23 protein-coding genes are annotated in these 25735 nt (G+C 60.8%); 19 read left to right on the top strand and 4 right to left on the bottom strand.

Going from position 1 to position 25735, the window contains the following annotated elements:
• Window positions 1-24: 24 nt before the first annotated feature.
• From HGP14_RS28495 to dhaL (HGP14_RS28465), 7 genes are all read left to right on the top strand, one after another.
• Complete coding sequence (locus HGP14_RS28495) at window positions 25-1029, top strand: ABC transporter permease (protein ID WP_168833235.1); 1005 nt, start codon at window positions 25-27, stop codon at window positions 1027-1029.
• Window positions 1030-1124: 95 nt separating this feature from the next.
• Complete coding sequence (locus HGP14_RS28490; protein ID WP_168833234.1) at window positions 1125-2111, top strand: substrate-binding domain-containing protein; 987 nt, start codon at window positions 1125-1127, stop codon at window positions 2109-2111.
• Window positions 2112-2170: 59 nt separating this feature from the next.
• Complete coding sequence (locus HGP14_RS28485; RefSeq protein WP_168833233.1) at window positions 2171-2941, top strand: SDR family oxidoreductase; 771 nt, start codon at window positions 2171-2173, stop codon at window positions 2939-2941.
• A gap of 22 nt (window positions 2942-2963) precedes the next feature.
• Entirely contained in the window at window positions 2964-3959 is a 996-nt protein-coding gene (locus HGP14_RS28480; RefSeq protein ID WP_168833232.1) for a dihydroxyacetone kinase subunit DhaK, read from the top strand.
• Between the two features lie 15 nt (window positions 3960-3974).
• Window positions 3975-4622, top strand: a complete 648-nt coding sequence (dhaL, locus tag HGP14_RS28475; RefSeq protein WP_168833231.1) for a dihydroxyacetone kinase subunit DhaL — start codon at window positions 3975-3977, stop codon at window positions 4620-4622.
• A 151-nt stretch (window positions 4623-4773) separates the two neighbouring features.
• Entirely contained in the window at window positions 4774-6858 is a 2085-nt protein-coding gene (locus HGP14_RS28470; protein ID WP_168833230.1) for a bifunctional sugar-binding transcriptional regulator/dihydroxyacetone kinase subunit DhaK, read from the top strand.
• 54 nt (window positions 6859-6912) lie between these two features.
• Window positions 6913-7569 (top strand): dihydroxyacetone kinase subunit DhaL, encoded by a 657-nt coding sequence (gene dhaL / locus HGP14_RS28465; protein ID WP_168833229.1) that lies wholly within the window; start codon window positions 6913-6915, stop codon window positions 7567-7569.
• Window positions 7570-7998: 429 nt separating this feature from the next.
• On the opposite strand, the gene HGP14_RS28460 is transcribed toward dhaL (HGP14_RS28465), so the two are convergent.
• Entirely contained in the window at window positions 7999-8688 is a 690-nt protein-coding gene (locus HGP14_RS28460) for a FadR/GntR family transcriptional regulator (RefSeq protein WP_168833228.1), read from the bottom strand.
• A 228-nt stretch (window positions 8689-8916) separates the two neighbouring features.
• Between HGP14_RS28460 and HGP14_RS28455 the strand changes: the two genes are divergently transcribed.
• The 6 genes from HGP14_RS28455 to HGP14_RS28430 all read left to right on the top strand — a co-directional run bounded on the left by HGP14_RS28455 (window position 8917) and on the right by HGP14_RS28430 (window position 15974).
• Window positions 8917-9981, top strand: a complete 1065-nt coding sequence (locus HGP14_RS28455; RefSeq protein ID WP_168833227.1) for a PotD/PotF family extracellular solute-binding protein — start codon at window positions 8917-8919, stop codon at window positions 9979-9981.
• Between the two features lie 66 nt (window positions 9982-10047).
• Entirely contained in the window at window positions 10048-11445 is a 1398-nt protein-coding gene (locus tag HGP14_RS28450) for a hypothetical protein (protein WP_168833226.1), read from the top strand.
• Entirely contained in the window at window positions 11445-12530 is a 1086-nt protein-coding gene (locus HGP14_RS28445) for an ABC transporter ATP-binding protein (RefSeq protein ID WP_168833225.1), read from the top strand. Before HGP14_RS28450 ends, HGP14_RS28445 begins: the two co-directional genes overlap by 1 nt.
• Window positions 12527-13390 carry an ABC transporter permease gene (locus tag HGP14_RS28440; protein ID WP_168833224.1) on the top strand — a complete coding sequence of 288 codons (864 nt, stop codon included), beginning with the start codon at window positions 12527-12529 and terminating at the stop codon, window positions 13388-13390. Before HGP14_RS28445 ends, HGP14_RS28440 begins: the two co-directional genes overlap by 4 nt.
• Before the next feature lie 3 nt (window positions 13391-13393).
• Entirely contained in the window at window positions 13394-14176 is a 783-nt protein-coding gene (locus HGP14_RS28435; RefSeq protein WP_168833223.1) for an ABC transporter permease, read from the top strand.
• A gap of 10 nt (window positions 14177-14186) precedes the next feature.
• On the top strand, window positions 14187-15974 hold the full coding sequence (locus tag HGP14_RS28430; protein WP_168833222.1) for a gamma-glutamyltransferase family protein: 1788 nt from the start codon (window positions 14187-14189) through the stop codon (window positions 15972-15974).
• A 54-nt stretch (window positions 15975-16028) separates the two neighbouring features.
• On the opposite strand, the gene HGP14_RS28425 is transcribed toward HGP14_RS28430, so the two are convergent.
• Complete coding sequence (locus HGP14_RS28425) at window positions 16029-16268, bottom strand: hypothetical protein (RefSeq protein WP_168833221.1); 240 nt, start codon at window positions 16266-16268, stop codon at window positions 16029-16031.
• A gap of 470 nt (window positions 16269-16738) precedes the next feature.
• Between HGP14_RS28425 and HGP14_RS28420 the strand changes: the two genes are divergently transcribed.
• Window positions 16739-17458, top strand: a complete 720-nt coding sequence (locus HGP14_RS28420) for an MBL fold metallo-hydrolase (RefSeq protein WP_168833220.1) — start codon at window positions 16739-16741, stop codon at window positions 17456-17458.
• A 22-nt stretch (window positions 17459-17480) separates the two neighbouring features.
• On the opposite strand, the gene HGP14_RS28415 is transcribed toward HGP14_RS28420, so the two are convergent.
• The gene (locus tag HGP14_RS28415) at window positions 17481-18386 is read right to left on the bottom strand and encodes a LysR family transcriptional regulator (protein ID WP_168833219.1); all 906 of its coding nucleotides are present in this window, start codon (window positions 18384-18386) and stop codon (window positions 17481-17483) included.
• On the bottom strand, window positions 18383-19291 hold the full coding sequence (locus tag HGP14_RS28410; protein ID WP_168833218.1) for a LysR family transcriptional regulator: 909 nt from the start codon (window positions 19289-19291) through the stop codon (window positions 18383-18385). Before HGP14_RS28410 ends, HGP14_RS28415 begins: the two co-directional genes overlap by 4 nt.
• A gap of 161 nt (window positions 19292-19452) precedes the next feature.
• On the opposite strand from HGP14_RS28410, the gene HGP14_RS28405 reads away from it, so the two are divergent.
• The 5 genes from HGP14_RS28405 to HGP14_RS28385 all read left to right on the top strand — a co-directional run bounded on the left by HGP14_RS28405 (window position 19453) and on the right by HGP14_RS28385 (window position 25688).
• Window positions 19453-20964 carry an ABC transporter substrate-binding protein gene (locus HGP14_RS28405; protein WP_168833217.1) on the top strand — a complete coding sequence of 504 codons (1512 nt, stop codon included), beginning with the start codon at window positions 19453-19455 and terminating at the stop codon, window positions 20962-20964.
• 84 nt (window positions 20965-21048) lie between these two features.
• Window positions 21049-22134: a PD40 domain-containing protein gene (locus HGP14_RS28400; protein ID WP_168833216.1), complete on the top strand. Its 1086-nt coding sequence runs from the start codon at window positions 21049-21051 to the stop codon at window positions 22132-22134.
• Window positions 22135-22222: 88 nt separating this feature from the next.
• Complete coding sequence (locus HGP14_RS28395; protein ID WP_168833215.1) at window positions 22223-23140, top strand: ABC transporter permease; 918 nt, start codon at window positions 22223-22225, stop codon at window positions 23138-23140.
• Between the two features lie 5 nt (window positions 23141-23145).
• On the top strand, window positions 23146-24069 hold the full coding sequence (locus HGP14_RS28390) for an ABC transporter permease (RefSeq protein ID WP_168833214.1): 924 nt from the start codon (window positions 23146-23148) through the stop codon (window positions 24067-24069).
• Window positions 24066-25688: an ABC transporter ATP-binding protein gene (locus tag HGP14_RS28385; RefSeq protein WP_168833213.1), complete on the top strand. Its 1623-nt coding sequence runs from the start codon at window positions 24066-24068 to the stop codon at window positions 25686-25688. Before HGP14_RS28390 ends, HGP14_RS28385 begins: the two co-directional genes overlap by 4 nt.
• Window positions 25689-25735 lie beyond the last annotated feature (47 nt).

Here is a 25735-nt window from a genome sequence, read left to right as displayed (position 1 = left end):
CGTCCGGCAGCACAGGAGCTAGCAGTGTCAGTCAGTGACAATAAGAGTGCGGGCGGTTGGTTCAAGACGGAGCAGCGACGTCTGATCGTGCAGGAATACGGCATTTTCCTCGCCTTCCTGCTGCTGGTCGTCATTCTCTCGTTCTCGAACGAGTTCTTCCTGACCGGTGGCAATATTTCCAACGTGCTGCTGCAGACGTCCATCAACGGCGTGCTGGCGATCGGCATGACTTTCGTGATCCTGACGCGCGGCATCGACCTTTCGGTCGGCTCGGTCGTTGCGCTCGCCGGCATCGTCAGCGCCAGTTTTGCAACGACCTCGCAAACGGCCGGCGTTATCGGTTCGCCCTATCCGGTCGCGATCGGCCTGCTTGTCGGCGTGCTCGTCGGCGTCGTCTGCGGCTCGATCTCCGGCGTCATCGTCTCGCGCTTCTCGGTGCCTGCCTTCGTCGCGACGCTCGGCATGCTTTCAGCAGCCCGCGGCATGACGTTGATCTACGGCGGCGGCCGCCCGGTTCCGGCCCTTACGCCCGCCTTCCGCTGGATCGGCACCGGCGATGTGTTTGGCCTTCCTGCCCCGGTTATCGTGCTTGCTGTTGTTTTTGCGGTCTCCTGGTGGATCCTCAACCGCACACGGTTCGGTCGCTACATCTATGCCGTTGGCGGCAATCCGCATGCAGCCAAGACATCGGGCATCAATACCGACCGTATTCGCTTCACCGTCTACGTCATATCCGGCGGTCTCGCAGGACTGGCAGGCATCCTGCTCAGCGCCCGCACCGGTTCGGGCCTGCCGCAGGCCGGCGTCGCCTACGAGCTGGACGCGATCGCGGCGGTCGTCATCGGCGGCACGAGCCTTTCAGGCGGCGTCGGTCGGGTGACAGGAACGCTGATCGGCGCCCTCATCATCGGCGTCATGAACAACGGCCTCGATCTGATGGGTATCCAGTCCTACTACCAGCAGGTTCTGAAGGGCGCCCTAATCGTCGGCGCCGTGATGCTCGACCAGAAACGAAATTTCGGAGCCTGAACTCGATCTACAGAAATTCGGGGCAGGCAGCTCGCCGCCCCGTCAGACAGGCAAGCCATGCCGGCAGCCTAAACCCAAAGTGGAGGAAAACGATAGTGAAAAAGCTTTTGATTGCGCTTGCTTCGGCAACAGCGCTGCTGGCGACGTCTGCCGCAGCCCAGGAAAAGATCAAGATTGGCGCAGCACCCTACGGCTTGAATGCGGAGTTCATGCAGATCTGGACCGCGGCCCTGCAGGATCACCCGGCCGTCAAGAGCGGTGAGGTGGAGCTGACGGTTTTCGATGGCCGCTATGACGCGCTGGTCCAGCAGGACCAGTTCAAGACGATGATCACGCAGAAGTACAACGCGATCATCTTTGCGCCGATCGATGTCGATGCAGGTGCATCTGCCGTTCAGTCCGCGGTCGATGCCGGCATTCCGGTCATCGGCTCCAACACCCGCGTCAATTCCGACCAGCTGACCTCCTATGTCGGTTCCGACGACACGGTCTCCGGTTATCTCGAAGCCAAGAGCGTGCTGGACAAGATCGGCTGCAAGGGCAATGTCGTCATCATCGAGGGCCCGGTCGGCCAGTCTGCCCAGATCCAGCGTCTGGAAGGCAACAAAAAAGCGCTTGCCGAGTGCCCGGATGTGAAGGTCCTTGAAGACCAGACCGCGAACTGGTCGCGCGCCGAGGCCCAGACACTGATGGAAAACTGGCTGACGTCGCATCCGAACCAGATCAACGGCATTATCGGCCAGAACGATGAAATGGCGCTCGGCGCCATCGAGGCGATCAAGGCTGCCGGCCTTGACGTCAAGAGCTTCGCCATTGCCGGTATCGACGGTGTCACCGACGCGCTGCGGGCCGCCAAGGCCGGCGAAATGACCTCGATCCTTCAGGATGCCCGCGCCCAGGCGCAGGGCGCTCTGGATCTTGCGATCTTCAATGCCAAGAAGGGCAACTACAAGCCGGAATCCGATATCTGGACGACCTATAAGGATATGCCGTGGAACGACGGCAAGGATAAGACCTATAATGTTCCGTGGACCCCGGTGACGGCTGAAAACGTCGATAAACTGCTTTCCACCCGCAAGTGATCCTCCCTGGGGCGGGATGAAGATCCCGCCCCAAATCCCGACAGGTTGAGAAGAAAGCCATGACTGATACCAAACAGGTTGATTTGAACTTTTCCCTGAGCGGCAAGGTCGCTCTGATTACGGGCGGTGCCTCAGGCATCGGCAGTGCCATCGCATCTGCCATGGCTGCCAAAGGCGCGATCGTTGGCGTGGTCGACATCAATGAATCTGTTGCCAAGGCCAAGGCCGACGAACTCGGCAACGGCGCGAAATCATTCGTCTGCGACGTATCCAACCCGCAATCCGTTGAAAAGGTAGTCGCCGATGTGGTGGCCGCGTTTGGTCGCGTCGATATTGCCGTCAACAGTGCCGGTGTCGTCATGCTCGCGCCGGCGGAGGAACTCAGCCTCGATGCCTGGGACAAGACCATCGCCATCAATCTCAAGGGCACTTTTTTGGTGTCCCAGGCGGCTGGCCGCGCCATGATCAAGGCGGGCAGGGGCGGCAAGATCATCAACATGGCATCCCAGGCTGGCACTGTCGCCATCGATCAGCATGTCGCCTATTGTGCCTCGAAGTTCGGCGTCATCGGCCTTTCTAAGACACTTGCCGCCGAATGGGGCAAACACGGCATCAACGTCAACACGATCTCTCCGACCGTCGTCCTGACTGATCTCGGCAGGAAGGCATGGGACGGCCCGCGTGGTGAAGCGCTGAAACAGCGCATTCCATCCGGCCGCTTCGCGTTCCCCGAAGAGATTGCGGCGGCGGCGGTGTTCCTGGCTTCCAACGGCGCCGATATGATCAATGGCGCGGACCTTCTGGTCGACGGCGGCTACACCATTATCTGACGCGCGGTAGATAGGAGTTAGAATGCAGCGGTTTATCAACAATCCGGATGAAGTCGTCGAAGATACGGTGAAGGGTTTCCTCAAGGCCCATGCCGACATCGTCAGGCAATCCGCACAAAATCCCCGAGTGATCGCCTCTCGCCAGGCGCCGGTCTCCGGCAAGGTCGGGGTCATTACCGGCGGTGGCTCGGGCCATGAGCCTGCTTTCATCGGCTATACCGGCCGCAACATGCTGGATGCCGTCGCTGTCGGCGAACTTTTTTCCTCGCCGACGGCAAAGAGCTTTCTCGATGCTGCGCGTGAAGCCAATGGCGGAAAGGGTGTCGTCTGCCTCTATGGCAACTATGCCGGCGACAACATGAACGTGAAGATGGCAATCAAGTTGGCGGCGAAGGAAGGCATCGAGATCGCCACCGTCGTTGCCAATGATGATGTATGTTCCGCTAGCCCAGAGGAGCGAGAAAAGCGCCGCGGCGTTGCCGGCGAAATCTTCATGTGGAAGTGCGGAGCAGCAAAGGCTGCAGAAGGCGCCGGCCTCGAAGAGGTGCAGGCGACGGCGCAGAAGGCGATCGACAATTGCCGTTCGATCGGCGTTGGCCTTGGCCCCTGCACGCTTCCATCGGTCGGCCATCCGAACTTTACCATCGAACCGGGGACGATGGAGGTCGGCATCGGCCATCACGGCGAGCCCGGCGTGCGTGTCGAGCCACTGAAATCAGCCAGGGAAGTGGCCGAGGAAATGGCCAAGATCGTTCTTGACGATCATCAGCTTGCTGCCGGAACCGAGGTTGCAGTCCTCGTCTCCGGTCTCGGCGCCACACCGCTCAACGAGCTCTATATTCTCCACGACACGATCGAATCCGAGATTGCCGGACGCGGGTTGAAGATCCACAAGGTCTATGTCGGCAATTATTTCACATCGCTGGAAATGGTCGGCGCAACATTGACCGTGATGGCGCTGGACGACGAGCTGAAGCGGCTGCTTGAGGTCGATGTTCAGTGCCCCGCGATGCTCTAAGGGGAGGCAGAGGTAATGCAGAAATTTCAGAATGGGAAATCGGGCGAGATCGTTCTCTCACTGGCCGACAGGATCATCGAAAATCGTGCCTATCTCAGCGAAATCGACGGCAAGATCGGCGATGGAGATCATGGTGTCAACATGGCCAAGGGTTTCGGCATGGCGGCCGAACGCATCAAGGGTGCCGACATGTCGCTGGCTGAAGCGCTCGACACGCTCGGCACCGTGCTGATGACGGAGATCGGCGGCTCAATGGGACCGCTCTATGGCGTGATGTTCACGCAGTTTGCCGAAACGATCGAAAAATCCGATGCCATCGATGCTGCGACCTTCAGCACCATGCTGCACAACGGCCTCGACGGCATCCAGGCGATAGGCTCTGCCAAGGTTGGCGACAAGACGCTGATTGACACGCTGGTGCCTGCAATCACCGCATTCGACGCGGCTATCGGCAGCGGCAAGTCTTTTGCCGAGGCGCTCACGGCACTCATCGTGGCCGCCGAAGCCGGACGGGATAGCACGCGCGACCTCGTCGCCATGATCGGCCGGGCAAGCCGTCTCGGCGAGCGTTCGCTCGGCGTGCTCGATGCCGGCGCAACATCCTGTGCACTGATCCTCAAGTCGCTGGCTGATGGCGTGGAGACGAGGCTTCAGCCCGCCTGACAGGTCGGGCTTTGGTGAGAGCCCGTGATCCTCCCTTGCATCACCTTCCCGGCCGCTGCGGCGGCCGGGAACAATCAGGCGAGGGCACGTTGAAAACTGCGGCTTTTACGCTCATCTTCGCCGTCGATTTGGATGAGGGAAACCAGGCAGGATGACCGCTAAGACATCATCGGCGCGAAAGAATGGTACCGCTGATATCGCGGCCGAACCTATCCCGTTGCGTTACGGCGACGACCCCTACGTATGGGCGTGCTGGCTTTATTACGAAGACGGTATGACCCAGGGTGATATTGCCGAAACGATGGGAATCTCGCGCGCGACGGTGAACAGCTACCTCGCCGATGCGCGTGCCCGCGGCATCGTCAACATATCCATCGAACCGGCGCGACTAAGCTCGCTGACCATCGCCCAGGAACTGAAACGGCACTTCGGGCTGCACGACTGTCTGGTCGTGCCGAGCGACGACAGTGCCCGTCCATTGATCGAACGGCTGGGCTCTGCTGGCGCCCAGGCCCTACAGAAGATCCTGAAGTCCGGCGACACACTCGCGGTCGTCTGGGGGCGCACGATCTTGGCGGTCGGTGAACAAGCTTCCATATCGGGGCTGCAGGACATGACCGTTGTGCAGGCAACCGGCGGAACGAACGCGACTTTTGCTTATACGCCCGAGCTTTGTGCTGCGGCCTTTGCCGATGCAGTCGATGCCAAGCTCATCAATATTGCAGCACCTGCCATCGTCTCCAGCCCCGCCGTCCGAGACATACTCCTGCGGGAGCCGCTGATCGACCGGCAGTTCGAGGCGCTTTCACAGGCAAACAAGGTGATCTTCGGTATCGCCTCCATGCGACCGAATTCCACCATCCACACAAGCGGCTTTTTCGATTCCGTTTCGTTGCAGGACTATCTGGCCAAGGATGCCACCGGTGTGGTGGCCGGCCGCTTCATCGACGGCCATGGACGCTCCGTCGCAGGACCGTTGGACGACTGCACGGTCGGCATTTCGCTCGAGTTGCTGAAGAAGATCAAGACGCGCATCGCCGTTGCAGGCGGCTTTGACAAAGTGCCGGCTATTCTTGCCGCGCTTCGCGGCGGCTATGTCAATGTCCTCATCACCGACGCTGCTACCGGCCGCGGCATCTTGAACGCCGATGGCGTTACGGAAGTCGACCAGAAGATCTCCCAGCGCCCACGTGTAGAAAGCGAGATCTCCGCTCAATCCAACAGCTTCCGGACCCATATCAAGAAGTTCCTCAACAACCCCGATGATGTCGTCGAGGAAATGCTCGACGGTGTCGTCAAAGCGCACGCGAGCTACCTTCGACCGGTCGACAGTTCCAACCGCGCGCTCGTTGCCCGATCCGGCCCGCGCGAGGGTAAGGTCGGACTGGTCGTCGGCGGGGGTACGGGCCACGAGCCGGCTTTTCTCGGTTATGTCGGCAAGGGGCTCGCCGACGCTGTTGCTGTCGGCAATATCTTTTCCTCGCCGCCTCCGGGACCAATCCTGCAATGCGCAAAGGCTGCCTCCGGCGGCAAGGGCGTGCTCTTCGTCTATGGAAACTACGCCGGCGACGTCATGAATTTCGAAATGGCAGCCGAAATGGCTGCAGACGACAATATCGAGGTGCGCACGGTGGTGACGACCGACGATATTTCGTCTTCCGCGCTGGAAGACAGGGACGGGCGCCGCGGTGTCGCAGGCAATTTTTTCATTTTCAAGATTGCCGGTGCGGCCTGCGATCAGGGTCTGTCACTCGATGCCTGCGAACTAGCGACGCGCAAGGCCAATGCCCGCACCTTCACAATGGGGGTCGCGCTGGAGCCATGTTCGCTGCCGCAAACCAGACGGCATAATTTCGAGATAGGTCCGGACGACATGGAAATCGGCATGGGTATTCATGGCGAACCCGGCGTGATGCGGGAAAAGATGAGGAGTGCCGATGGTATCGTCGACGTTGTGATGGATCGAATATTCTCGGAGATGAAACCCATCTCGGGAGACCGCGTCGCTGTTCTCGTCAATTCTTTCGGCGGCACACCATTGATGGAGCTTTATATTCTCTACCGGCGCGTCGAACAGCGCTTGAGCGCCAAGGGTGTCAAGATCGAAGCGAACTGGGTGGGGCATTACTGCACATCGCTCGATATGGTCGGTGCATCCATATCGATCCTGCACCTTGACCAGCAACTGACGGATCTGCTTCATCATCCCTGCGATACGGCGTTTCTCAGGTTGTAAACTGAAAGCAAAGAACATCTCGGTGACCGGGTTGTGTGAATTGGGAGGATACGCATGTCGGCAAACGCGGCCCGCCGCTTGAGCAGGATGTTTCATCGGATATCGGTCGCGATTTCGGCTGATAAGGATCATCTCTCCGATCTGGACGGCGCGATCGGGGATGCTGATCACGGCATCACCATGTCCCTTGGCTTCCAGGCGGTGAACAGCGAACTGGCCAAGCGCGATTTGGATGAGATGCGGGCCTCCGAGGTATTTTCGGCTGCCGCTTCGGCCTTCCTTGATGCCGTCGGCGCCTCGACCGGCCCTCTCTATGCGACGGCCTTTCGCAAGGCGGCTTTGTCACTGAAGCAGGACGAGACGCTGTCGGTCGCTTGCCAAGCATCCATCCTCGAAGCGATGACATTGGGTATTCGGGAGCGTGGTAAGGGGCAGCGCGGCGACAAGACGATGCTCGATGCATGGATTCCGGCGGCCGAAGCCGCTGCGGCAGCACGTGAGCGGCAGGCCAGCCTTCAGGATATGTGGAACGAGATTGTCGATGCCGCTGATGCCGGAGCACGCTCGACACGTTCGATGGTCGCGACCCGCGGCCGTGCGGCCCGTCTCGGTGAACGATCCCTCGGCCATATCGATCCGGGCGCGGCGTCGGCCGTCGTCATCATAAAGGCGATGAGGGACGCATTCGCGGAAAATGAACCTACCATTTGAGCACTCAGCGTTGATCGCGAAAGATCACATCTGGTCCTTCGATCCGAAGAGCATGATAGTGTTGGGCATTCGACAATGCAGGTAGTTTCGACGGAAGAGCGTATCACCGCTGACATGGATGTCTTGGTATCAGTCATTCCCGATAGGAAAGGCCGAAGCGCGGTTGTCAAAGAGAAAGATCGACCGCTGGCCGATCTCATCGCCTCACGCGCGGCGGCTAATTAGTTGTCGGCGTCGATAATAATCGCGAACTCGTCAGCCGCTCCGCCCGCCATATATCGCACGACGGTTGGTGTAACGGCAGCATTGGGTCTTCCTGCGCCTAAGGGTCTTGCGGTACTTCGAATCGCCGGAGCGGTGACGATACCGGCCGGCCAGAATGATCGAGGTGGGACACAAGATCGTCCTCGATCCGAATCGCAACGACGCTCATGCCGGATGCGGCATTGACTGGCTGATCCGCAGGCCGACGGTTGAAATGTGGATGCGCATCGCCTCCTCGGCGGCCACGGGATCGCGGGCTGATATCGCCGCAACGATCGCGTGGTGCTGCCTGACCATTTCCTCACTGACGCCAAACGTGAAGACGCGACTTCTGGAATTTACCCAGTGCTGCTCCTTGCGCACCGAATTGATGAGCCGGAATACCCCCCAGAACATCGTATTGCGCACGCTTTCGGCGATTTTGGTGTGGAAAGCACTGTCCCACTGCTCGTATTCCCGCGGCGTCGCAGCCTGGGCTGCCCGACGAACGAAGAGCCGCATCTGGTCGATGTCTTTCGGCGTCGCCCGGGTCGCAGCCAAACGCGCCAGCACCGGCTCCACCTCAAGCCTTACTTCGATGATGTCGTTCGGGCTGGTCCGGTTCGTCAACGATTTGAGGCTGGTGGACTTGGGGCCGACCTCCCGAACGAACGTTCCTAGCCCCTGCTTTCTGAATAGCAGCCCCTCGCCCTCTAGTTCATTCAACGCCTGACGGACTGCTCGACGCCCGACGCCAAGCCGCTCACTGAGTTCCCGCTCGGGCAAGAGCCTCTCATCGATGATGAAACGCTCATCCGTTGTCTGGATTGCCTCACGCAGCGCATCCAGCACATTATGTTTGGCCTCTATCGGCACGTCTCACCCCTCAGGTTCGCACCCGCAACATGAACCATTGCGAACCATTCATCAAGGTATGAAGCGCGCAATAAAATAAGCAGATTTTGTTTCTGATTCACAATTCGGCATTTTTTCTTGATAAATTGGCTTGACGACGACGGGCTGATGCCGAAGAAATAACAGCAATAAGGCCTCGCTTTATAAAATAATCGAACCAATTCGAATTGGTTCAAAAAGGGGAACGTGATGGACAGACGTAGTTTCATGAAACTTGCAGCCTCGGCTGCATTCGCAACACCGGCTTTGGGCTCAGCGCGGTTCGCGTTCGCACAATCGAAACCTGACTCACTTGCCATGATGACATGGGGTGGCCTTTGGGGTGACGGGATGGCGAAGAATGTCGATGCGCCGTTCGCTGAGAAGACCGGCGTCAAGATCGTCCAGGATCGCGGATCGAGCCCGGTTGAGCGCATCACCAAGCTGAAAATCAGCCTCAGCAACCAGGTCTATGATCTTGTTCAAGTACACGACGGCGTCGTGCCGCTGGCCGAAGCACAAGGTGTTCTGGAAGATCTTGATCCGAACTCTCCGAACCTGCCCTTCCTCGCCGCCGTACCTGATCGCTTCAAGCGCAGAGGCTGGGTAGCGATGATCTATTCGGCGCTCGGCATCGCCTATAACCCGAAGCTGGTCAAAAAGCCGCCGACAAGCTTCGCGGACCTCTGGAACGAAGAATATCGCGGCCAGATCGTCCTGCCCGAGATCACCCATTCGATCGGCCCCTACATCATTCCGATCGGGGCGATGGCTGCCGGCAAGGGCCAGAAGGACGCCGACGCAGGCTTCGACATGCTGGCCAAGATGGCCGCTCTCGATCCGATCTGGGCCAAGGACACGGACACGATCATGAGCGCGCTGGTCAACGAGGAAGCCGCCGTCGGCCTCCTCTACAAGTCGCAGACTTATACGGTGCTGCAGCAGGGCGGCAAGGTCGAATGGGTCTTCCCGAAGGAAGGCGCGATCTCCTATCTCTCCGGCACCGGCATTGCAAAGAACACCAAGAACAAGGCGCTCGCCGAGCAATATGTCAACATGACGATCGATCCGGCGACGCAGGGCTGGGTCGCGCAGGTGTTCAACTATGGCGGCACGCATCCCGACACGTTCGCCAAGCTGCCGGTCGAGCTGCAGCAGCGGGTCCAGTTCTCGCCGGAAGAAACTGCGCGAATCGTCGATCTCGATCAGGAATTCATGTCCGCCAACCGCGGTCAGTGGACCGATCGCTGGAACCGCGTCATTTCGGGCGGCTGATAGACAATGGGCGGCGGCCTCGAGCCTCTCAAGGCCGCCGCACCCGATGGCAGGAATCCCAATCTCATGACGATTTTAAAGCTGGCTGACCGCGGCGCGTTCACCGGCACTCCGCTGACGTTTCTCAACCGGTGCCGTGCACATCGGATCCCCGCCTCCGACGACGCCCAAGGATTTGCCGCCGACGGCAACGTCGCTGACGCCGCTGCAAAACTCGGCCTGACCGGCGACGCGGTCGAAGGCCTGCCTGCGACAAGCACGGCACCGCGCATCGCAATCTATGCCGGCGAGGCGATCGGTTATCCCTACTGGGCCTATTATGCCCATGCACTGCTCAGCCTGGGCCTGACCTTCTCGCCGATCGACGGTCGGGAGATCGTCGGCGGCGCACTTTCGGAATTCGACCTGCTGATCATGCCGGGCGGCTTCGCCACCTGGGGCCTCGATCGCGCCGAAAATCTCGCCGGCATCGATGCAGCGATTCATGCCTTCATTTGCGAAGGCGGCGCGTTCATGGGCTCTTGCGGCGGCGGCTTCTACGCCTCGGACGGTCGGCCGGGCTGGCTCGGTGCGATCGACGCGACGCCCAACTATACGCAGGAATATCTGTCGACCGGAGCGGCGGTTCTCGGCATATCGATCAGCGATCCGGTTCTCGGCCGCGGCCTGTCGGAGGCCATCGAACTGCCCTATTATCACGGGCCGGTCTATTCGAATTCGGCGCGGGCGGCAGTCTCGCTCGGCCAATTCCGCAACTTCATCTCGGAAAGCCGGCTGTTCATCGACAATCCGCTGGCGCCTTCGCTCTTCGACCGCGAGATGAAGAACACGCCCGCCGTTCTTTCCGCCGATCTCGGGCGCGGCAAGGTGATCGTCTTTTCGCCGCACCCGGAAATGGGCGAGTTCCTGCGCAAGGGCATCGTGCTTGAAGCCTACGTCCGGCGCTTTCTTCCCATTCGCGGCTCCAAGGTTATGGATGAGACGCTGCGTTTCTTCATGAAGGAAGATTGCGCAGGCTTCCGGCTGATCTACAACGCGCTCGTCTATCTCGGCCTGTTCGAAGCGCGCGGCGGCAGTACAGCCCTCAAGATGGAGAAGGCGCCGGCGCATGAATTGCTGGACTTGCTGGGCGAGCTCGATACGGCCATGACCGCCTCCTTCGGCAGGCTGGACGCCCTGGCCCGCTCGGAAACCCAGGCCATGCAGCAGCTGCTTGCTGCCGAATTCGCAAGGCTGGGGCAGGAATGGCAGGACGTGCTGGCCGGCATCCGCGCCGAAAGTGCGGGGGGCCGTGTCGATACCCGGCTCGCCAACGCGCTGATCGGTGTGCTTACGGCCTCCACATCCTCGCTTGGCGCCTCTTCAAAACTTACCGAAACCCTGGTGTTGACCGAAATGCCCGTGAGGCTCTGCGCCGCCGGACTGCGTATCATGCGGTGCGACAACGCCCTGGAGACATTATAATGACAACCGATAACCCCGCCCCGGCCGGCTCATCTGACGTGCGCTTCGTCTCGGTCGAGAAGTCGTTCGACACGGCCACCGCCCTGCACTCCCTGGACCTCGAGATCGAGCGGGGAACGCTGTTTGCGCTGCTCGGACCGAGCGGCTGCGGCAAGACGACGACGCTTCGCCTCGTCGCCGGCTTCGAGCAGCCGACCAGGGGACATGTGTTCATCCGCGGCAAGGATGTGACCGGCATCCCGGCCTACAAGCGCAGCTTCGGCATGGTCTTCCAGAATTTCGCGCTCTTCCCGCACCTGAGCGTCGCCGAGAACGTCGCATTCGGCCTGCAGATGCGCCATGTCGCGAAGGACGTCATCCGCCAGAAGGTCGCCGCCGTCCTCGATCTCGTGGCGCTCGGAAAGTTTGCGGATCGCTATCCGCGCCAGCTTTCCGGCGGCCAGCAGCAGCGCGTCGCGCTTGCCCGCGCCGTCGTGTTCGAGCCGGACGTCCTCTTGCTCGACGAGCCGCTCAGCGCTCTCGACAAAATGCTCCGCGAGCAGATGCAGGTGGAGATCCGCCAGCTACAGCGCCGCCTCGGCATGACGACGGTCTTCGTCACCCATGACCAGGAAGAAGCACTGACCATGTCGGACCGGGTGGCGGTGATGAACCACGGCCGGATCCAGCAGGCCGGGGCGCCGAAGGATATCTACGACCGTCCGCGCACCGAGTTCGTCGCGACCTTCCTCGGCGCAAGCAACATCCTCGAAGGACAGGTGCGCGGCCGCGAAGGCGACCGGGCGGTGGTGGATCTTGCCGGCAATATGATAGAAGTTCCGGGAACGCCTGCCGGCCAGGGCAAGCTGCGCTTTGCGCTCAGGCCGGAAAAGATCGTCCTGGATCCGCAGAGCGGCATCCGGGCTGTGGTGAAGGATGTCATCTATCGCGGCGCTCAGACCTTCCTCTATCTCGACATGGGCGGGATTGCGCTGAACGCCGTGCTGCAGAATGCCGCCGCGATACCCGCGGACGTCGAGACCGGCACGTCCGTCGGGCTTTCCTGGGAAACGGCAAGTGCCGTGGCGCTGGAGGATCCGGCATGAGCAGGGTCTTTCCCGCCCCGTCGGTATTCTACGCGGTCGCCCTGCCGCCGCTGGTCATCCTCGGCCTCTTCTTCGTCGTGCCGCTCGGCTATCTGCTGTTCGTCAGCTTCATGACGAATTCGGGAACGTCGCTCTTTGACCTTCAGCCGACATTGATCAACTATGTCGAGATATTCACCGACTCCTTCTACCTGACGATCATCCAGCGGACGCTGCTGTCGACGGCGATCGTCCTCATCCTCTGCCTGCTGATCGGTTATCCCGTCGCCTTCTACGCCGCCCGGCTGTCGCCGCGCGGCCGCATGATTATGCTGATGGTGATGATGGTGCCGCTGATGGTCAGCAACGTCGTCCGGGCCTATGGCTGGGTTGCCATCCTCGGCCGGCGCGGCGTGGTCAGCAGCGCGCTGACGGGAACCGGCATCATCGAAAGGCCGATGCAGTATCTCTATACGTTCGAGGCTGTCACCCTCGGGCTTTTGACGATCCTCCTGCCCTTCATGATAGTATCGCTCACCAATTCGCTGACCACCATCGACAAGCGCTATACGGAGGCCGCCTATTCCCTGGGCGCCAGCCCGTGGCGCGCCTTCCTGCGCGTCACCCTGCCGCTGTCCAGTCCGGGCATTGCATCGGGCCTGATGCTCGTCACCTTCCTGACGCTCAGCGCCTACGTCACCATCGCGCTCCTCGGCGGCCCGCGCTACAAGCTGCTGGTGAGCCTGGTGTTCGACAGCGTCACGACCTTCCGCTGGCCTCGCGCCGCCGCCCTCTCCTTTGCGCTGCTGATCATCGCGCTGATCATCGCCGTCATCATCCAGCTCGTCATCCGGCCCAATCGCGTCCAGGGAAAGGGCTGATCCATGGGAAACGTTATCCTCCGCCTGATCGTCGGCATCGCGCTGACACTGATCATGGGGCCGATCCTCGTCGTGCTGATCGTCTCGTTCAGCTCCGGCGACGCGCTCGTCTTCCCGCCGCCCGGCTTCTCGCTGCGCTGGTTCGTCGAATTCTTCGGCATTGCCGAGATGCGCAACGCCTTCATGCTGAGCATCCTTCTGGCGCTGACCTCGGCCTGCGGGGCCGCCCTGCTGGGTCTCCTGGGCGCGATCTACGTCTCTCGCCATCGGAACGGCTTTTCGGCCTTCCTGCAGATGCTGATCATCGCGCCGCTGGTGTTTCCGGCGCTCATCCTGGGGCTCGCCTTGCTGCTCCTCTACAAGACGGTCAACATGAGCGTCCTGCCGGGCCTCTTCATCGCCCATGTAGTGGTCTGCCTTCCCTATGCCTTCCGCGCCGTGCTGACGTCTCTCCAAAGCTTCGACACCACGCTGGAAGAGGCCGGCCAGAGCCTTGGCGCCGGGCCGGTGCGTTCGTTCATGCTGATCACGCTGCCGATCATCTGGCCGGGCGTTCTTTCCGGCTGGCTGTTTGCCTTCGTCGTCTCCTTCGGCGAGCTGAATACCGCGCTGTTCCTGACCGGACCCGGCGTCGTGACGCTGCCGATCGAGATCTTCAGCTACCTGCAGTTCCAGGGCAACCAGCTCGTCGTCGCAGCGGCCTCCGCCTTGCAGGTTCTTATCATCCTCTTCGTCCTGGTGCTGGCTGAACGGCTCGTCGGCGCCAAGCGGATCACTCAGAGATAGGCAGGCGGACATGCCAAGTTTCATCACGCGCCCCGAACTCAGCGGCACATTCGGCGCCGTCAGCTCCACCCATTGGCTCGGCACATCGGTCGGCATGTCGGTTCTGGAGCGCGGCGGCAATGCCTTCGATGCGGCCGCGGCCTGCGGCTTCACCCTTCAGATCGTCGAACCGCATCTGAACGGTCCCGGCGGCGAGGTACCGATCATCCTCAAGAGCGTCGGCGAGGACGAGCCAGTCGTCATATGCGGTCAGGGCGTGTCTCCGGGGCTGGCCAGCCTGGACGCCTTCCGTTCGCTGGAGCTTGCCATGGTGCCCGGCACGGGGCTTCTGCCGGCCGTCGTTCCCGGCGCCTTCGATGCCTGGATGCTCCTGCTTCGCGATTACGGAACCCTGCCGCTCGAAGACATCCTCTCCTATGCCATCGGCTATGCGGAAAACGGCTTTCCGCTGCTGCCACGGGCGGTCGCCTCGATCATTCCAGTCGAGGATCTGTTCCGCAATGAATGGCCGAGCTCGGCCGAGGTCTGGCTGCCGCATGACCGGGTGCCGAAACCCGCCGCCGTGATGCGCACGCCCGGCATCGCCGCGACCTACCGGCGTATTCTCGACGAGGCGAAGTCGGCCGGAGGCGACCGGATCGCCCAGATCGAAGCCGCGAGAACGGCCTTCTATCGCGGCTTCGTCGCGGAGGCCATCGACCGCTTCTATCGGACCGAGCAACTGTTCGACACGACAGGCCGCCGCAACGGAGGTCTGCTTCGCGGCGACGACCTTGCCAACTGGTCGGCGACCAAAGAAAAGACCGTCTCGCGTGACTTCAGCGGACTGACGGTCCACAAGACCGGACCATGGGGTCAGGGCCCGGTCTTCCTGCAGCAGCTTGCCCTGCTGTCGCAACTCGACATCGGCAGTCTCGACCCCTACGGCGCCGACTTCATCCACACGGTCGTCGAAGGCGCCAAACTCTGCTTTGCCGATCGCGAGGCATTTTACGGCGACCCGAACAGTTCCGGCATCCCGATCGAAATACTGATCTCCGACGACTACGCGCGTGAGCGCGCCAGGCTGGTCGGCTCGGAAGCGTCGCAGCGGCTGGTCGCGAGCCATCTGGCGGGCGCCGCCGAACGGCTGGAGCGCATCGCGGCGCGCGCCGGCAGCGAGGTTCCCCAGGGGCCGGGCGGCGGGGAAGTCACTTTCGCGGCCGTTCCGGAGGTCGAGGGCGACACCGTGCATCTCGATATCGTCGACCGGTTCGGCAATATGGTATCGGCAACGCCGAGCGGCGGCTGGCTGCAGAGTTCGCCGGTCGTGCCGGGGCTTGGCTTTCCGATCTCCACACGCGCCCAGATGTTCTGGCTGGATGACGGCCTGCCTTCGACGCTGCGGCCCGGGACCCGCCCCCGCACCACGCTGACACCCACATTGGTGACGAAGGACGGCGAAGGTTTCCTGGCGATCGGGACACCGGGCGGCGACCAGCAGGACCAATGGCCGCTGACGGTGTTCCTGCGGCACATCCTGCACGGGCACGGGCTGCAGCGCGCGATCGATGCCCCGATGTTCCATAGCAAACACTGGCCGGGCTCTTTTTATCCGCGCGAATACGAACTCGGCCGCCTTCTCATAGAAGACCGGTACGATGCATCGGTTCTCGATGCGCTGCGTGAGCGGGGCCACAAGCTCTCCGTCCTCGACAGCTGGTCCCTGGGCCGCGTCTGTGCCGTGCAAAAAAGGGACGGCCTGCTTTACGGGGCGGCGACGCCTCGCCACGCCCAGAGCTATGCAATCGTGCGCTAGGCCCGGCCAACGAAGCCGCGGCTGTAACTCAGTTTCGTGTGGGGAATCTGCAGTTCATGGAGCTTTGCGCAACATTTCATGGCTAGAACGCGGCTGATAGCCTTCCTGGTAACCAACCGTACCAAAGGTCAAATCCTCGTGTTCCTGGGACTTTAGCCCGTTCCAGCGCGCGGATTGATGACCCACTCTTTCCCGAGTGGCCGGACGACATTCGAACAGCCGCTCGATGAAATGGTGGGCCGGATTGTTCACTATATCAATCTGCATCAGAAGAAGAAGCACGAGGCTTTCCATTCGACCGTTCCCCGTCGATCGGTGAAGATGGCGTCATTACCGAAAATCATTCGACGTGCGACCACGCAATCTTAAGCTCTTGGCGAGAATCGAACATTCGAGCCGATCGAGCAAGTGACCTGTCCGCAAAATGATCATTACCTCCGTTGTGCAACTGCTTTCCAAAGGGACGTGTCGAAAGAACCTTCAGAATAGATACGGCGCCTCGATCAGCTGGCATGCGGTCGGCTCCAGCCGCCGGCGTTGCAGGACCCGGCACTTATCGCTTGTCAAATTGGTCGATACCCTCCACAGCGCGCCGTGTCGGTCGTGCGTCGTCATGGGACATATCGTATCCGGTGGCCGGACGAGTCCATGGCGTTCGGCGCGCCATGCCTGTAGCATGCCGAGGATTTGCCCGTTTCTTCCAGGATCGTGGCGTCCCTGCTCGCCTGTCGATCCGCAGTCTCCGACCAGATGAAAGTGCTTCCATGCCAGAGACCCTATCTCATGAGATCCTGATGTCGGGCTTCCCCGCGCGTAGCGCCCGCGGCTTCCTCGGCTGGAGCACGATCGTGCTGCTGCAAACCCGCCGCGGATATGCACTCTTCGATACTGGCGGCAGTGGCGACCGGCCGGGGCTGATGGCGAAACTTACCGAGCGCGGCATTGACCCGAAGGACATCCGCACCGTCATTCTGTCGCATCTCCACTTTGATCACATCGGCAACTCTGAGTATTTTCCGAAAGCGCAGATCGTTCTTCATCAGAGCGAAGTCGACTATGTCCGGGAACACATGGATGACGATCCCGCCTTGTCCCGCTACCAGGTGGAGGGCCTGCTGCGCAGCCCGCAGCTCACGCTCGTTTCCGGTGAACCCGACGTGCTGCCGGGCATCCGGATGATTTCGACCCCGGGTCATACCGGCGGTCACGTCTCGCTGGTCATCACCGTCGGCGACAAGTGCATCGTGCTTGCTCAGGACGCGATCAAGCATCGGGGCGAGATCGAAACCGGCATTCCGCTCGGCGCCTTCGACCAGGAAGCGGGGCGCGAAAGCATCCGCCGCATCGTCGACATGGCCGATATCATCGTTCCCGGTCACGACGGCACCCTGATCATGGAGGACGGCCGCGTGCTTGCGGCATCCCCGCTTGCGGCCGAGGTTATTCTGACGCTCGACGGTCGCCGGATCACGCTGGAGGTCTAGGCGCGGCCAGCCGACGGGGGCACTATATCGCGGTCCAGTAATCGGGACGGGCATAGGCCTGCCTGAGGGTATCGATGAACAGCCGGGCTGCCTTGACCGGGCGGTCGCGCGGGTAGACTGCGGTGATATCAAAGCTCGGCGGGGCGTAATTGTCGAGAACGGTGATCAGCCGGCCAGCAGAAATCTCCGCGCCGACTTCCCAGGTGGAGCGCCAGGCAAGCCCCAGACCCTCGCGCGCCCACCGGATCAGCGCGTCGGCGTCGTTGCAATCTACGGCTCCCTCGACCGTGACGGAGATCGGTTTGCCGCCCTCCTGGAACAACCATTCACGGTGTGTACCGGCCCTCAGGTTGACCCCAAGGCAATTGTGCCGACCAAGATCTTCAAGCGTGCGCGGAACGCCGAAGCGCGCGAGATACTCGGGTGTGGCGCAGACGACGCGCTTGTTGGTCATCAACTTGGCCGTGATGAAGCGCGGATCGATCACATTGCCGATCCGGATACAGAGATCGTATTCGGCGGTGATCGGATCGACATAGTCGTTCGACAGATTGAAGGAAAGCTGCACCTTCGGATGCGCCTCAACGAAGGCCCCGGCGTGCGGCGTCACGTGATAGCGCCCGAAATGCGGTGGTACGAGAACAGTGAACCGGCCGCCGACCTGGGCAATATCCGGGAAAATCTCCGTCTCCCCGACCTCGATTTTGGTGAGGATCACTTCGCAGTGCTTGAGAAAGAGCTGTCCGGGTTCCGTCAACGAAAGGTGGCGCGTCGTCCGGTGAAGAAGCCGGATCCCCAGGCGGCGCTCGAGACTGTCGATATAACGGCCGATCATCGAGGAGGTGATCCCCTCCTTGACGGCGGCAGCGGCCAGAGACCCTTCCTTGACGACGGAAACGAAGGCTCGCATTTCCTTGTAACGGTTCATCGCGCTTCCCAATAGCCGGGCCGCGCATAGGTCGCTCGCAGCCAATCGATGAAAAGACCGACCTTTGCGGGAAGATGCGGCTGGACGGGATAGACGGCTGTGACATCGTAACTTGCCGGCATATGCTCATCGAGCACGCTCACCAGCCTTCCGGTTGATAGCTCGTCTGCGACTTCCCAATGCGAACGCCAGGCAATGCCCTGGCCATCGCAGAGCCACTGCGTCAGCACCTCGCCGTCATTGCAGGACATCCGTCCCGATGGCTTGAAGGGCACGACGCGGCCGTCGACGAGGAAGAACCAGCCGCGCGGCTGGCCCCCATATTCGTTGAACGCCAGGCAATTATGATGCGCGAGATCTCCCGGAACCTGCGGGACGCCATGTTCTTTGAGATAGGCTGGCGCGGCGCATAAAACGGCGCGGCTCGTAGCAAGCCGCAGCTGCACGAGGCTCGTGTCGATAACGGGGCCGAGGCGGATGGCGATCTCATATCCGTCGCGTACAAGATCTGTCACATGCTCACTGAGATTGAGCGAAATGCGCACATCCGGGTTTTCCGCCATGAATCCGGGAAGATGAGGAGCGACATGACGGCGGCCGAAGGCGGCTGGCGCCGAGACGATCAGGTGGCCGGTCGCGTATTTGCGTCCGTCCGAGACCAGCCGCTCAGCGGTATCGAGCCTCCTCAGCACCTCCTTGCAATGATTGAGATAATCCTCACCCTGCGGGGTCAATTCGAGCTTTCGGGTCGAACGCGACAGCAAGAGACCGCCGAGCCTTGCCTCGATCTGGCTGATCCGGCGGCCGATGATCGCAGGTGTCAGTGCAAGATTGCGGGCGGCTGCCGCAAAGCTCTTCGCCTCCACGACGGCAACGAAGGTTTCGATCTCACGAAGCTTGTCCACGCCCATTCCCGTACTTTTTGTATAGAATGAACTGCATTTTTTGCTTCTTATCAATCATAATGTTTATATTTAGCATTCCCTTCAGAGTGAAGTCGCAAGGCCATCATTCGAAACGCTCAGGGCATGGAGGTGCCCGCGCGTATCACCAAGGGAGGAATATCGTGAAGATCAACAGGCTATTCTTGAGCCTGGGACTGGTGGCGGCGCTTTCAAGCCCTTCCCAAGCCCAGGACAAATCCGGTGACATAACCATCGTTCTGTCGTCGGCCGTCGATGTCGTCGAACCATGCCATATGAATTCCACCGGCTACATCGGCCAGGTGTTGAAGGGCAATGTAGTCGAGACTTTGACCCGCATGGACCCGCAGACCAGCGAGATCAAGCCCAACCTCGCCACCGAATGGAAGCAGACCGATCCGCAGACCTGGCAGATCAAGCTGCGCCAGGGGGTAAAATTCCAGGACGGCACGAATTTCAACGCCGATGCGGTGATCGCGGCACTTAACCGTCAGTTCAGCCCCCAGCTTCAATGCCGTGACACGATCCGCCTCTTCGGCCAGACGACGATCCAGACGAAGGCGCTCGATCCCTACACGGTCGAGATCAAAGCGAGCACGCCGGTCCCGCTGATGCCGACGACACTCTCCCAGATCGGCATGACCGCACCGAGCACGAGCACGACGGAAGTGACGAAATCGCCCGTCGGGACCGGTCCTTACGTCTTTTCGAATTGGGATCCGGCAAGCAAGCTGGTTCTGACCCGCTTCGACGGCTATTGGGGCAAAAAGCCCCAGGTCCACCAGGCGACCTATGTCTGGCGCGAGGAGCCGGCGCTGCGTGCCTCCATGGTCAAGGTCGGCGAGGCCGATCTCGGCCTGCAGATCGCGCCGCAGGATGTCGACCCCAATCTCGATGTCGGCTATCTGAACGCCGATACGAGCCGCATCCGCATCTTCATGGACAAGCCGCCGCTCAACGACGTGCGCATTCGCAAGGCACTTAATATGGCCTTCGATCGCAGCGCTTTCCTCGGCACGATCATGGCGGCGGATGCAAAGCCGGCGAGCCAATACATGCTGCCGAGCGTCAATGGCTATGACGACAGCCTGAAACCGTGGCCCTACGATCCGGAAAAGGCAAAGGCCCTGGTGGCCGAAGCGAAGGCCGCCGGCGTGCCGGTCGATACCCCGATTGACCTTTATGGCAGCGTCTTCATGCAGGCCAATCTCGACGAGATGCTGCAGACGCTCGTCCAGAGCTGGCAGGAGATCGGGCTCAACGTGCAGATCCGGATGGTGGACAAGATTCAGCATTCCGCCATGCGCCGCAAACCCTACCCGACCGATCGCGGCCCGACCATGGTCCACGAACTGCATGACAATACCGCAGGCGATGCGTTCTTCACGATGATGGTCTATTACACGTCGGCCGGCGCTCTCTCCAATATTTCCGATCCGACGCTCGACGAGACACTCACAGAGGCGAGCATCTCGACCGGCGACAAGCGCCGCCAGCTCTTCCAGCAGGCCAACCGCACGATCCAGCAGGACATCGTTCCCGATATCATGCTGTTTCACATGGTGAGCTACATGCGGATCGGACAGCGCGTCAGCTTCAAGCCGGACTTCACCACCGGCGGCCAGCTTGAACTCGCGGCAATCACCCTGAAGTAAATCCCCCGAAGAGACGAAAGAGGCGGCATGGCCGCCTCTCCAGTTCCCGAACGATGTGATCCGCTCAAAACGGAAGGTACCGACATGCCTATCTACAAATGGGACAACAAGCCTTACGAAGGTCCTCATGTCCTGAACAACCCGCCGCCATTTCACGAAAAGCTTTGCGACTACGGTGCACGCCCCTACTGGTCGCCTGACGGCAAGCGCATCGCCTTCGTCGAGAAAGCCTATGGCGACGTCCACGAGATTAATGTCGAGACGCGTGAGATCCGTAACCTCACCGGCAATCTGGGCACTCACCACTCCTTTCTGCGCGTGCTTTTCCTTCCCAACGGCGACTATCTGCTGATTGGCCCCAAGGAGTTCAAAGATCACAACACCAGCCGCTATATCGAAACCGAACTTTGGTTTATGGATCGCGACGCGAAGACACCGCCCCGTCCGATGGGCCTGACGTTCTTCGAGGGCATCGGCGTTTCCGCAATCGCCAACCGCATCACCTATTCACGCCACGGTGAACACGATCCACGCCTCGGGAAGTTCGAAGATTTCGAATGCTATGTGTCCGAACTGGAGTATGGCCCGAACGGCGCTGAAATCGGCGCGACACGTCCGATATACCGCAGCCCTACCGGACTGCGCCGTCCCGAGCCGCAGGATTTCCGCAATAACGATACCGAAGTGATCATGGCAGAGTATATCGGCCCGCGGGATCGCAGCACTACCTGGCGGACCCAGACGCGCGGCATCGACCTGAAGACACTTGACGTCCGAACCTATATTGACGAACCGCTGACGCACAATGAATGCGAAGGTATCTTCCCCGACCACGAGCATATCTGCCTGGAATCCTCCTGCGATTTCGTCGATCAGTTTCCGCCGATCGATCTTTGGAAGCTCAAGCTCGACGGCTCTGGCCGTCGCGTGCGCATGACGCGCTTCTTCGACAGGCAGCCGTGGCGCGCCAGCAACTCCAATGTCAGCCCGGACGGCAAATGGCTGGCCTTCATGGTCAATACCTATACGAGCGAGCCCGGCTTCGGCATGGGTATCGGCCTGATGGATCTCGAGGCCTGGGAAAAGAGCGAATATGCCCAGGAATGGGAGACACCTGAAGATCGGGCGGCGATCCGCAAGAAGGACGGCACCTATGCGGAGACCAAATAGGCGCTAGAATCCTGGATGGCCCGGCGGAAGGAGACCGCCGGCCGCCGTGTCCGAGTTGGACGGATCGAGGAAAAGGGAGGAGTCCGCTTTGCACCGCTACATCGGAACTAGAATAGCCCATAGCGCCATTTCAATGGTGGGACTCGTCGTCCTCGTCTTCTTTCTGGCGAGGCTCACAGGCAATCCTGCGGATATCTATCTTCCGGTCGAAGCCTCGGCCGAGGCGAGAGCGGCATTTTCTGCCGCGCATGGCTTCAACGATCCGCTGGTCGTGCAGTTCTGGCATTTCCTGCGGGATCTGCTGCATCTCGATTTCGGCATGTCCCTCCGGCAGGACCGCCCCGTTCTGGATCTCATCCTGGCAGCCTTTCCGACCACGTTGCTGCTCGCCTTCTTCGCCATGCTGTTTGCTCTCATTATTGCGATCGTGTCCGGTGCGCTTGCAGCCCAGCGGCCGAATGGCGTCCTCGACCGTTTTGTCAACGTCATTTCCCTTGCAGGCGCCAGCCTGCCGAATTTCTGGCTGGCGATCGTCAGCGTCCTGGTCTTCGCTGTCTGGCTGAGAGTGCTGCCGACGTCTGGAACGGGCGGCTTCGTCTACTGGATCCTCCCTGTCATGGTGCTCTCCATTCGCCCCTGCGGCCTGATCGCCCAGATCGTGCGCGGTTCCATGATCAGCGCGCTTTCGTCGGCTTATGTGAAGACGGCGCGCGCCAAGGGTGTGGCGCGCACGACCATCGTCTTTGTTCATGCGCTGAGAAACGCCATGCTTCCCGTCATCACTGTTGCCGGGGACCAAGCCACCGGAATGATCAACGGTGCGGTTGTGATCGAGGTCATCTTCGGCCTTCCCGGAATCGGCAAGCTGATGATCGATTCCATCCAGTATCGCGACTTCGCGATGATCCAAGGCGGCGTCATTCTCACAGCGGTCGCCATTTTCGCACTCAACATCATGATCGACCTTTCCTATGCGCTGCTCGATCCGCGCATCCGGTACAATTGAGGCCGATGACCATGACGACTATCGTCTCTTCCGACCATCCCGCCAAGCGATCCGCGCTTCATCGGTATCTGTTGCTGCTGTGGCACGACAAGTTCGCAACGATCGCGGTGATCTTCCTTATGCTTGTTGCTTTTGCCGCCCTGTTCGGCCCGGCTCTTTTCGAGGGCTCGTCCAACAAGATCAACCTTCTTGCCCGCAACGCCCCGCCGCTGTCGTTCAAATACGGCTGGACCTTCATTCTCGGAGCGGATTCGCTCGGTCGATCGATCCTCCTGCGGCTCCTGGTCGGCGCGCAGAATACGATGCTGCTTGCGGCTTCGGCCGTGCTCTGCTCCCTGCTCATCGGCTCGCTGCTCGGCTTTATCGCCGGTTACCGGAATGACTGGATAAGCGCCGTGATCATGCGCCTCGCCGACGTGGTGATGAGTTTCCCCTCGCTGCTGCTTGCTCTGATCGTGCTTTATGTGCTCAAGCCCGGCATCGGCAATGTCATCCTGGTGCTCGCCATTACCCGGATTCCGATCTACTTGCGTACCACCCGCGCCGAGGTGCTTGAAGTGCGGGAACGGACGTTCGTAACGGCCGCGCGGCTCATGGGCGCCTCGCCGACCCGCCTCATCTGGCGGCATATCCGTCCGACGGTCACACCCACACTGATTACGATTGCGACGCTCGAATTCGCCTTCGTGATGCTGTCGGAATCGAGCCTCAGCTTTCTCGGCCTCGGTATCCAGCCGCCGGCCTTCACGTGGGGCGCGATGGTGGCTCAGGGCCAGAGCTATCTGAGCACCGCCTGGTGGGTCGCCTTCTGGCCGGGTCTCGCGATCACCCTGACGGCGATGTCGCTCAATCTTTTCGCAAACTGGCTGCGCATCGTCGGCGATCCGGTCCAGCGCTGGCGGCTGGAATCCAGAAAGAAGTCCTCATGACCGGAAACGACCAGCATCTCGTCGACGTGCGCAACCTGTCCGTCGAATTCCATACGCAGGCGGGCACGGTTCAAGCCGTACGCAATGTCAGCTGGTTTATCGACCGGGGCGAAACGCTTGCGATCCTCGGCGAAAGCGGATCGGGCAAAAGCGTGAGTTCCTCAGCCTTGATGGGTCTGATCGACATTCCACCGGGCCGTATCAGCTCTGGCGAAGTCCTTTATCGCGGCGAGGACCTGTTGAAAGCCTCCTACGAGCGACAGCGCGAACTGAACGGCTCGAAGATCGCCATGATCTTCCAGGACACGCTTGCCGCCCTCAATCCGGTCTATCCGATTGGCTGGCAAGTGGCCGAAACCTTTCGCGCCCATGGCATTGATCGAAAGCAGGCCCGCGAAAAGGCTCTCGACCTCCTGGAACGGGTCGAACTGCCGAATGCACGGGCGAGATTCAACGACTATCCGCACCAGTTCTCCGGCGGCCAGCGCCAACGCATCATGATTGCCATGGCGATCGCCTTGAACCCGGACCTTTTGATCGCCGACGAGCCGACGACGGCACTCGACGTGTCGGTCCAGGCCCGCATCCTGCGCCTGCTCAAGGATCTGCAGCGGGAGCGCGGCATGGGTCTATTGATGATCACCCACGATCTCGGCATCGTCGAAGGGCTCGCCGATCGCGTCGCCGTCATGAACAAGGGGGAGATTGTCGAAACGGGACCGGTACGGCAGGTCTTCGGCGCGCCGCAGCATGCCTATACACGCGACCTTCTGGGCGCAATTCCGGGTAAACAGGACTTTCCGATGTCGCGCACAACAGACAGGCAAAACGAACCGCTGATCGCGGTCAACGAGCTGTCGAAAGGCTATCCGAGTTCCTCCAGGAATCCATTGGTGCTGGCGCTCGACAAAGTGTCCTTCACGCTGGCGCGCGGCGAGACGCTTGGTGTCGTCGGCGAATCCGGCTCCGGTAAGTCGACCCTTGCCCGCACGCTTCTCGGGCTGGAAAAGTCCTCGAACGGGACGGCCTCCTACAAGGGCAGCGATATGCTGAACCCGACGCCTGCCGAACGGAGCGTGCTCCAGCGCCAGATCCAGATGATCTTCCAGGATCCGACCGCATCGCTCAACCCGCGCATGACTGTGGCCGAGATCATCTGCGAACCCCTTGCCATCCATCGGGACGTCCTGCCGAAGAAGGACTGGAAGGCTCGCGTCGGCGAGCTTCTCGAACAGGTGGGGCTGTCGCCAGACCATGCGGCACGCTATCCGCACCAGTTCTCAGGCGGCCAGCGGCAGCGTATTGCCATCGCGCGATCGCTGGCGCTTCGCCCCGACATCATCATCTGCGACGAGGCTGTGTCCTCGCTCGACGTCTCGGTACAGGCACAGGTGATCGCGCTCTTGAAAAGTCTCAAGGACGATTACGGCCTCTCCTACATCTTTATCGCCCACGACCTGCCGGTCGTCCGCAGCTTTGCCGACCGCGTGCTGGTGATGAGGAAAGGGCAGATCGTCGAACAGGGAAAGACAGAGGATCTCTTCAGCAATCCGCAGCACCCCTACACACGGGAACTGTTGCAATCCGATCCGGTCCTCGGCGCCCAGTTGAGCGCCTAGAGCCTTTACCCACGCCATCATTTTGGCATCCGGCACGCACACGTCGC

It is taken from the genome of Rhizobium sp. P32RR-XVIII (assembly GCF_012641395.1).
GTDB lineage: Bacteria > Pseudomonadota > Alphaproteobacteria > Rhizobiales > Rhizobiaceae > Rhizobium.
Note: the sequence above shows the minus strand (reverse complement) of the source record. Positions and strands in the feature narration are given on the sequence as shown.

Excerpts from the sequence above, each read along its gene's own strand:
- HGP14_RS28425 (WP_168833221.1), bottom strand. The coding sequence starts at position 16,268 with ATGGAAAGCCTCGTGCTTCTTCTTCTGATGCAGATTGATATAGTGAAC.
- HGP14_RS28455 (WP_168833227.1), top strand. The coding sequence starts at position 8,917 with ATGGACAGACGTAGTTTCATGAAACTTGCAGCCTCGGCTGCATTCGCA.
- HGP14_RS28400 (WP_168833216.1), top strand. The coding sequence starts at position 21,049 with ATGCCTATCTACAAATGGGACAACAAGCCTTACGAAGGTCCTCATGTC.
- HGP14_RS28390 (WP_168833214.1), top strand. The coding sequence starts at position 23,146 with ATGACCATGACGACTATCGTCTCTTCCGACCATCCCGCCAAGCGATCC.
- HGP14_RS28480 (WP_168833232.1), top strand. The coding sequence starts at position 2,964 with ATGCAGCGGTTTATCAACAATCCGGATGAAGTCGTCGAAGATACGGTG.
- HGP14_RS28440 (WP_168833224.1), top strand. The coding sequence starts at position 12,527 with ATGAGCAGGGTCTTTCCCGCCCCGTCGGTATTCTACGCGGTCGCCCTG.
- HGP14_RS28435 (WP_168833223.1), top strand. The coding sequence starts at position 13,394 with ATGGGAAACGTTATCCTCCGCCTGATCGTCGGCATCGCGCTGACACTG.
- dhaL (WP_168833229.1), top strand. The coding sequence starts at position 6,913 with ATGTCGGCAAACGCGGCCCGCCGCTTGAGCAGGATGTTTCATCGGATA.
- HGP14_RS28470 (WP_168833230.1), top strand. The coding sequence starts at position 4,774 with ATGACCGCTAAGACATCATCGGCGCGAAAGAATGGTACCGCTGATATC.
- HGP14_RS28430 (WP_168833222.1), top strand. The coding sequence starts at position 14,187 with ATGCCAAGTTTCATCACGCGCCCCGAACTCAGCGGCACATTCGGCGCC.
- HGP14_RS28415 (WP_168833219.1), bottom strand. The coding sequence starts at position 18,386 with ATGAACCGTTACAAGGAAATGCGAGCCTTCGTTTCCGTCGTCAAGGAA.
- HGP14_RS28420 (WP_168833220.1), top strand. The coding sequence starts at position 16,739 with ATGCCAGAGACCCTATCTCATGAGATCCTGATGTCGGGCTTCCCCGCG.
- HGP14_RS28485 (WP_168833233.1), top strand. The coding sequence starts at position 2,171 with ATGACTGATACCAAACAGGTTGATTTGAACTTTTCCCTGAGCGGCAAG.
- dhaL (WP_168833231.1), top strand. The coding sequence starts at position 3,975 with ATGCAGAAATTTCAGAATGGGAAATCGGGCGAGATCGTTCTCTCACTG.
- HGP14_RS28445 (WP_168833225.1), top strand. The coding sequence starts at position 11,445 with ATGACAACCGATAACCCCGCCCCGGCCGGCTCATCTGACGTGCGCTTC.
- HGP14_RS28385 (WP_168833213.1), top strand. The coding sequence starts at position 24,066 with ATGACCGGAAACGACCAGCATCTCGTCGACGTGCGCAACCTGTCCGTC.
- HGP14_RS28450 (WP_168833226.1), top strand. The coding sequence starts at position 10,048 with ATGACGATTTTAAAGCTGGCTGACCGCGGCGCGTTCACCGGCACTCCG.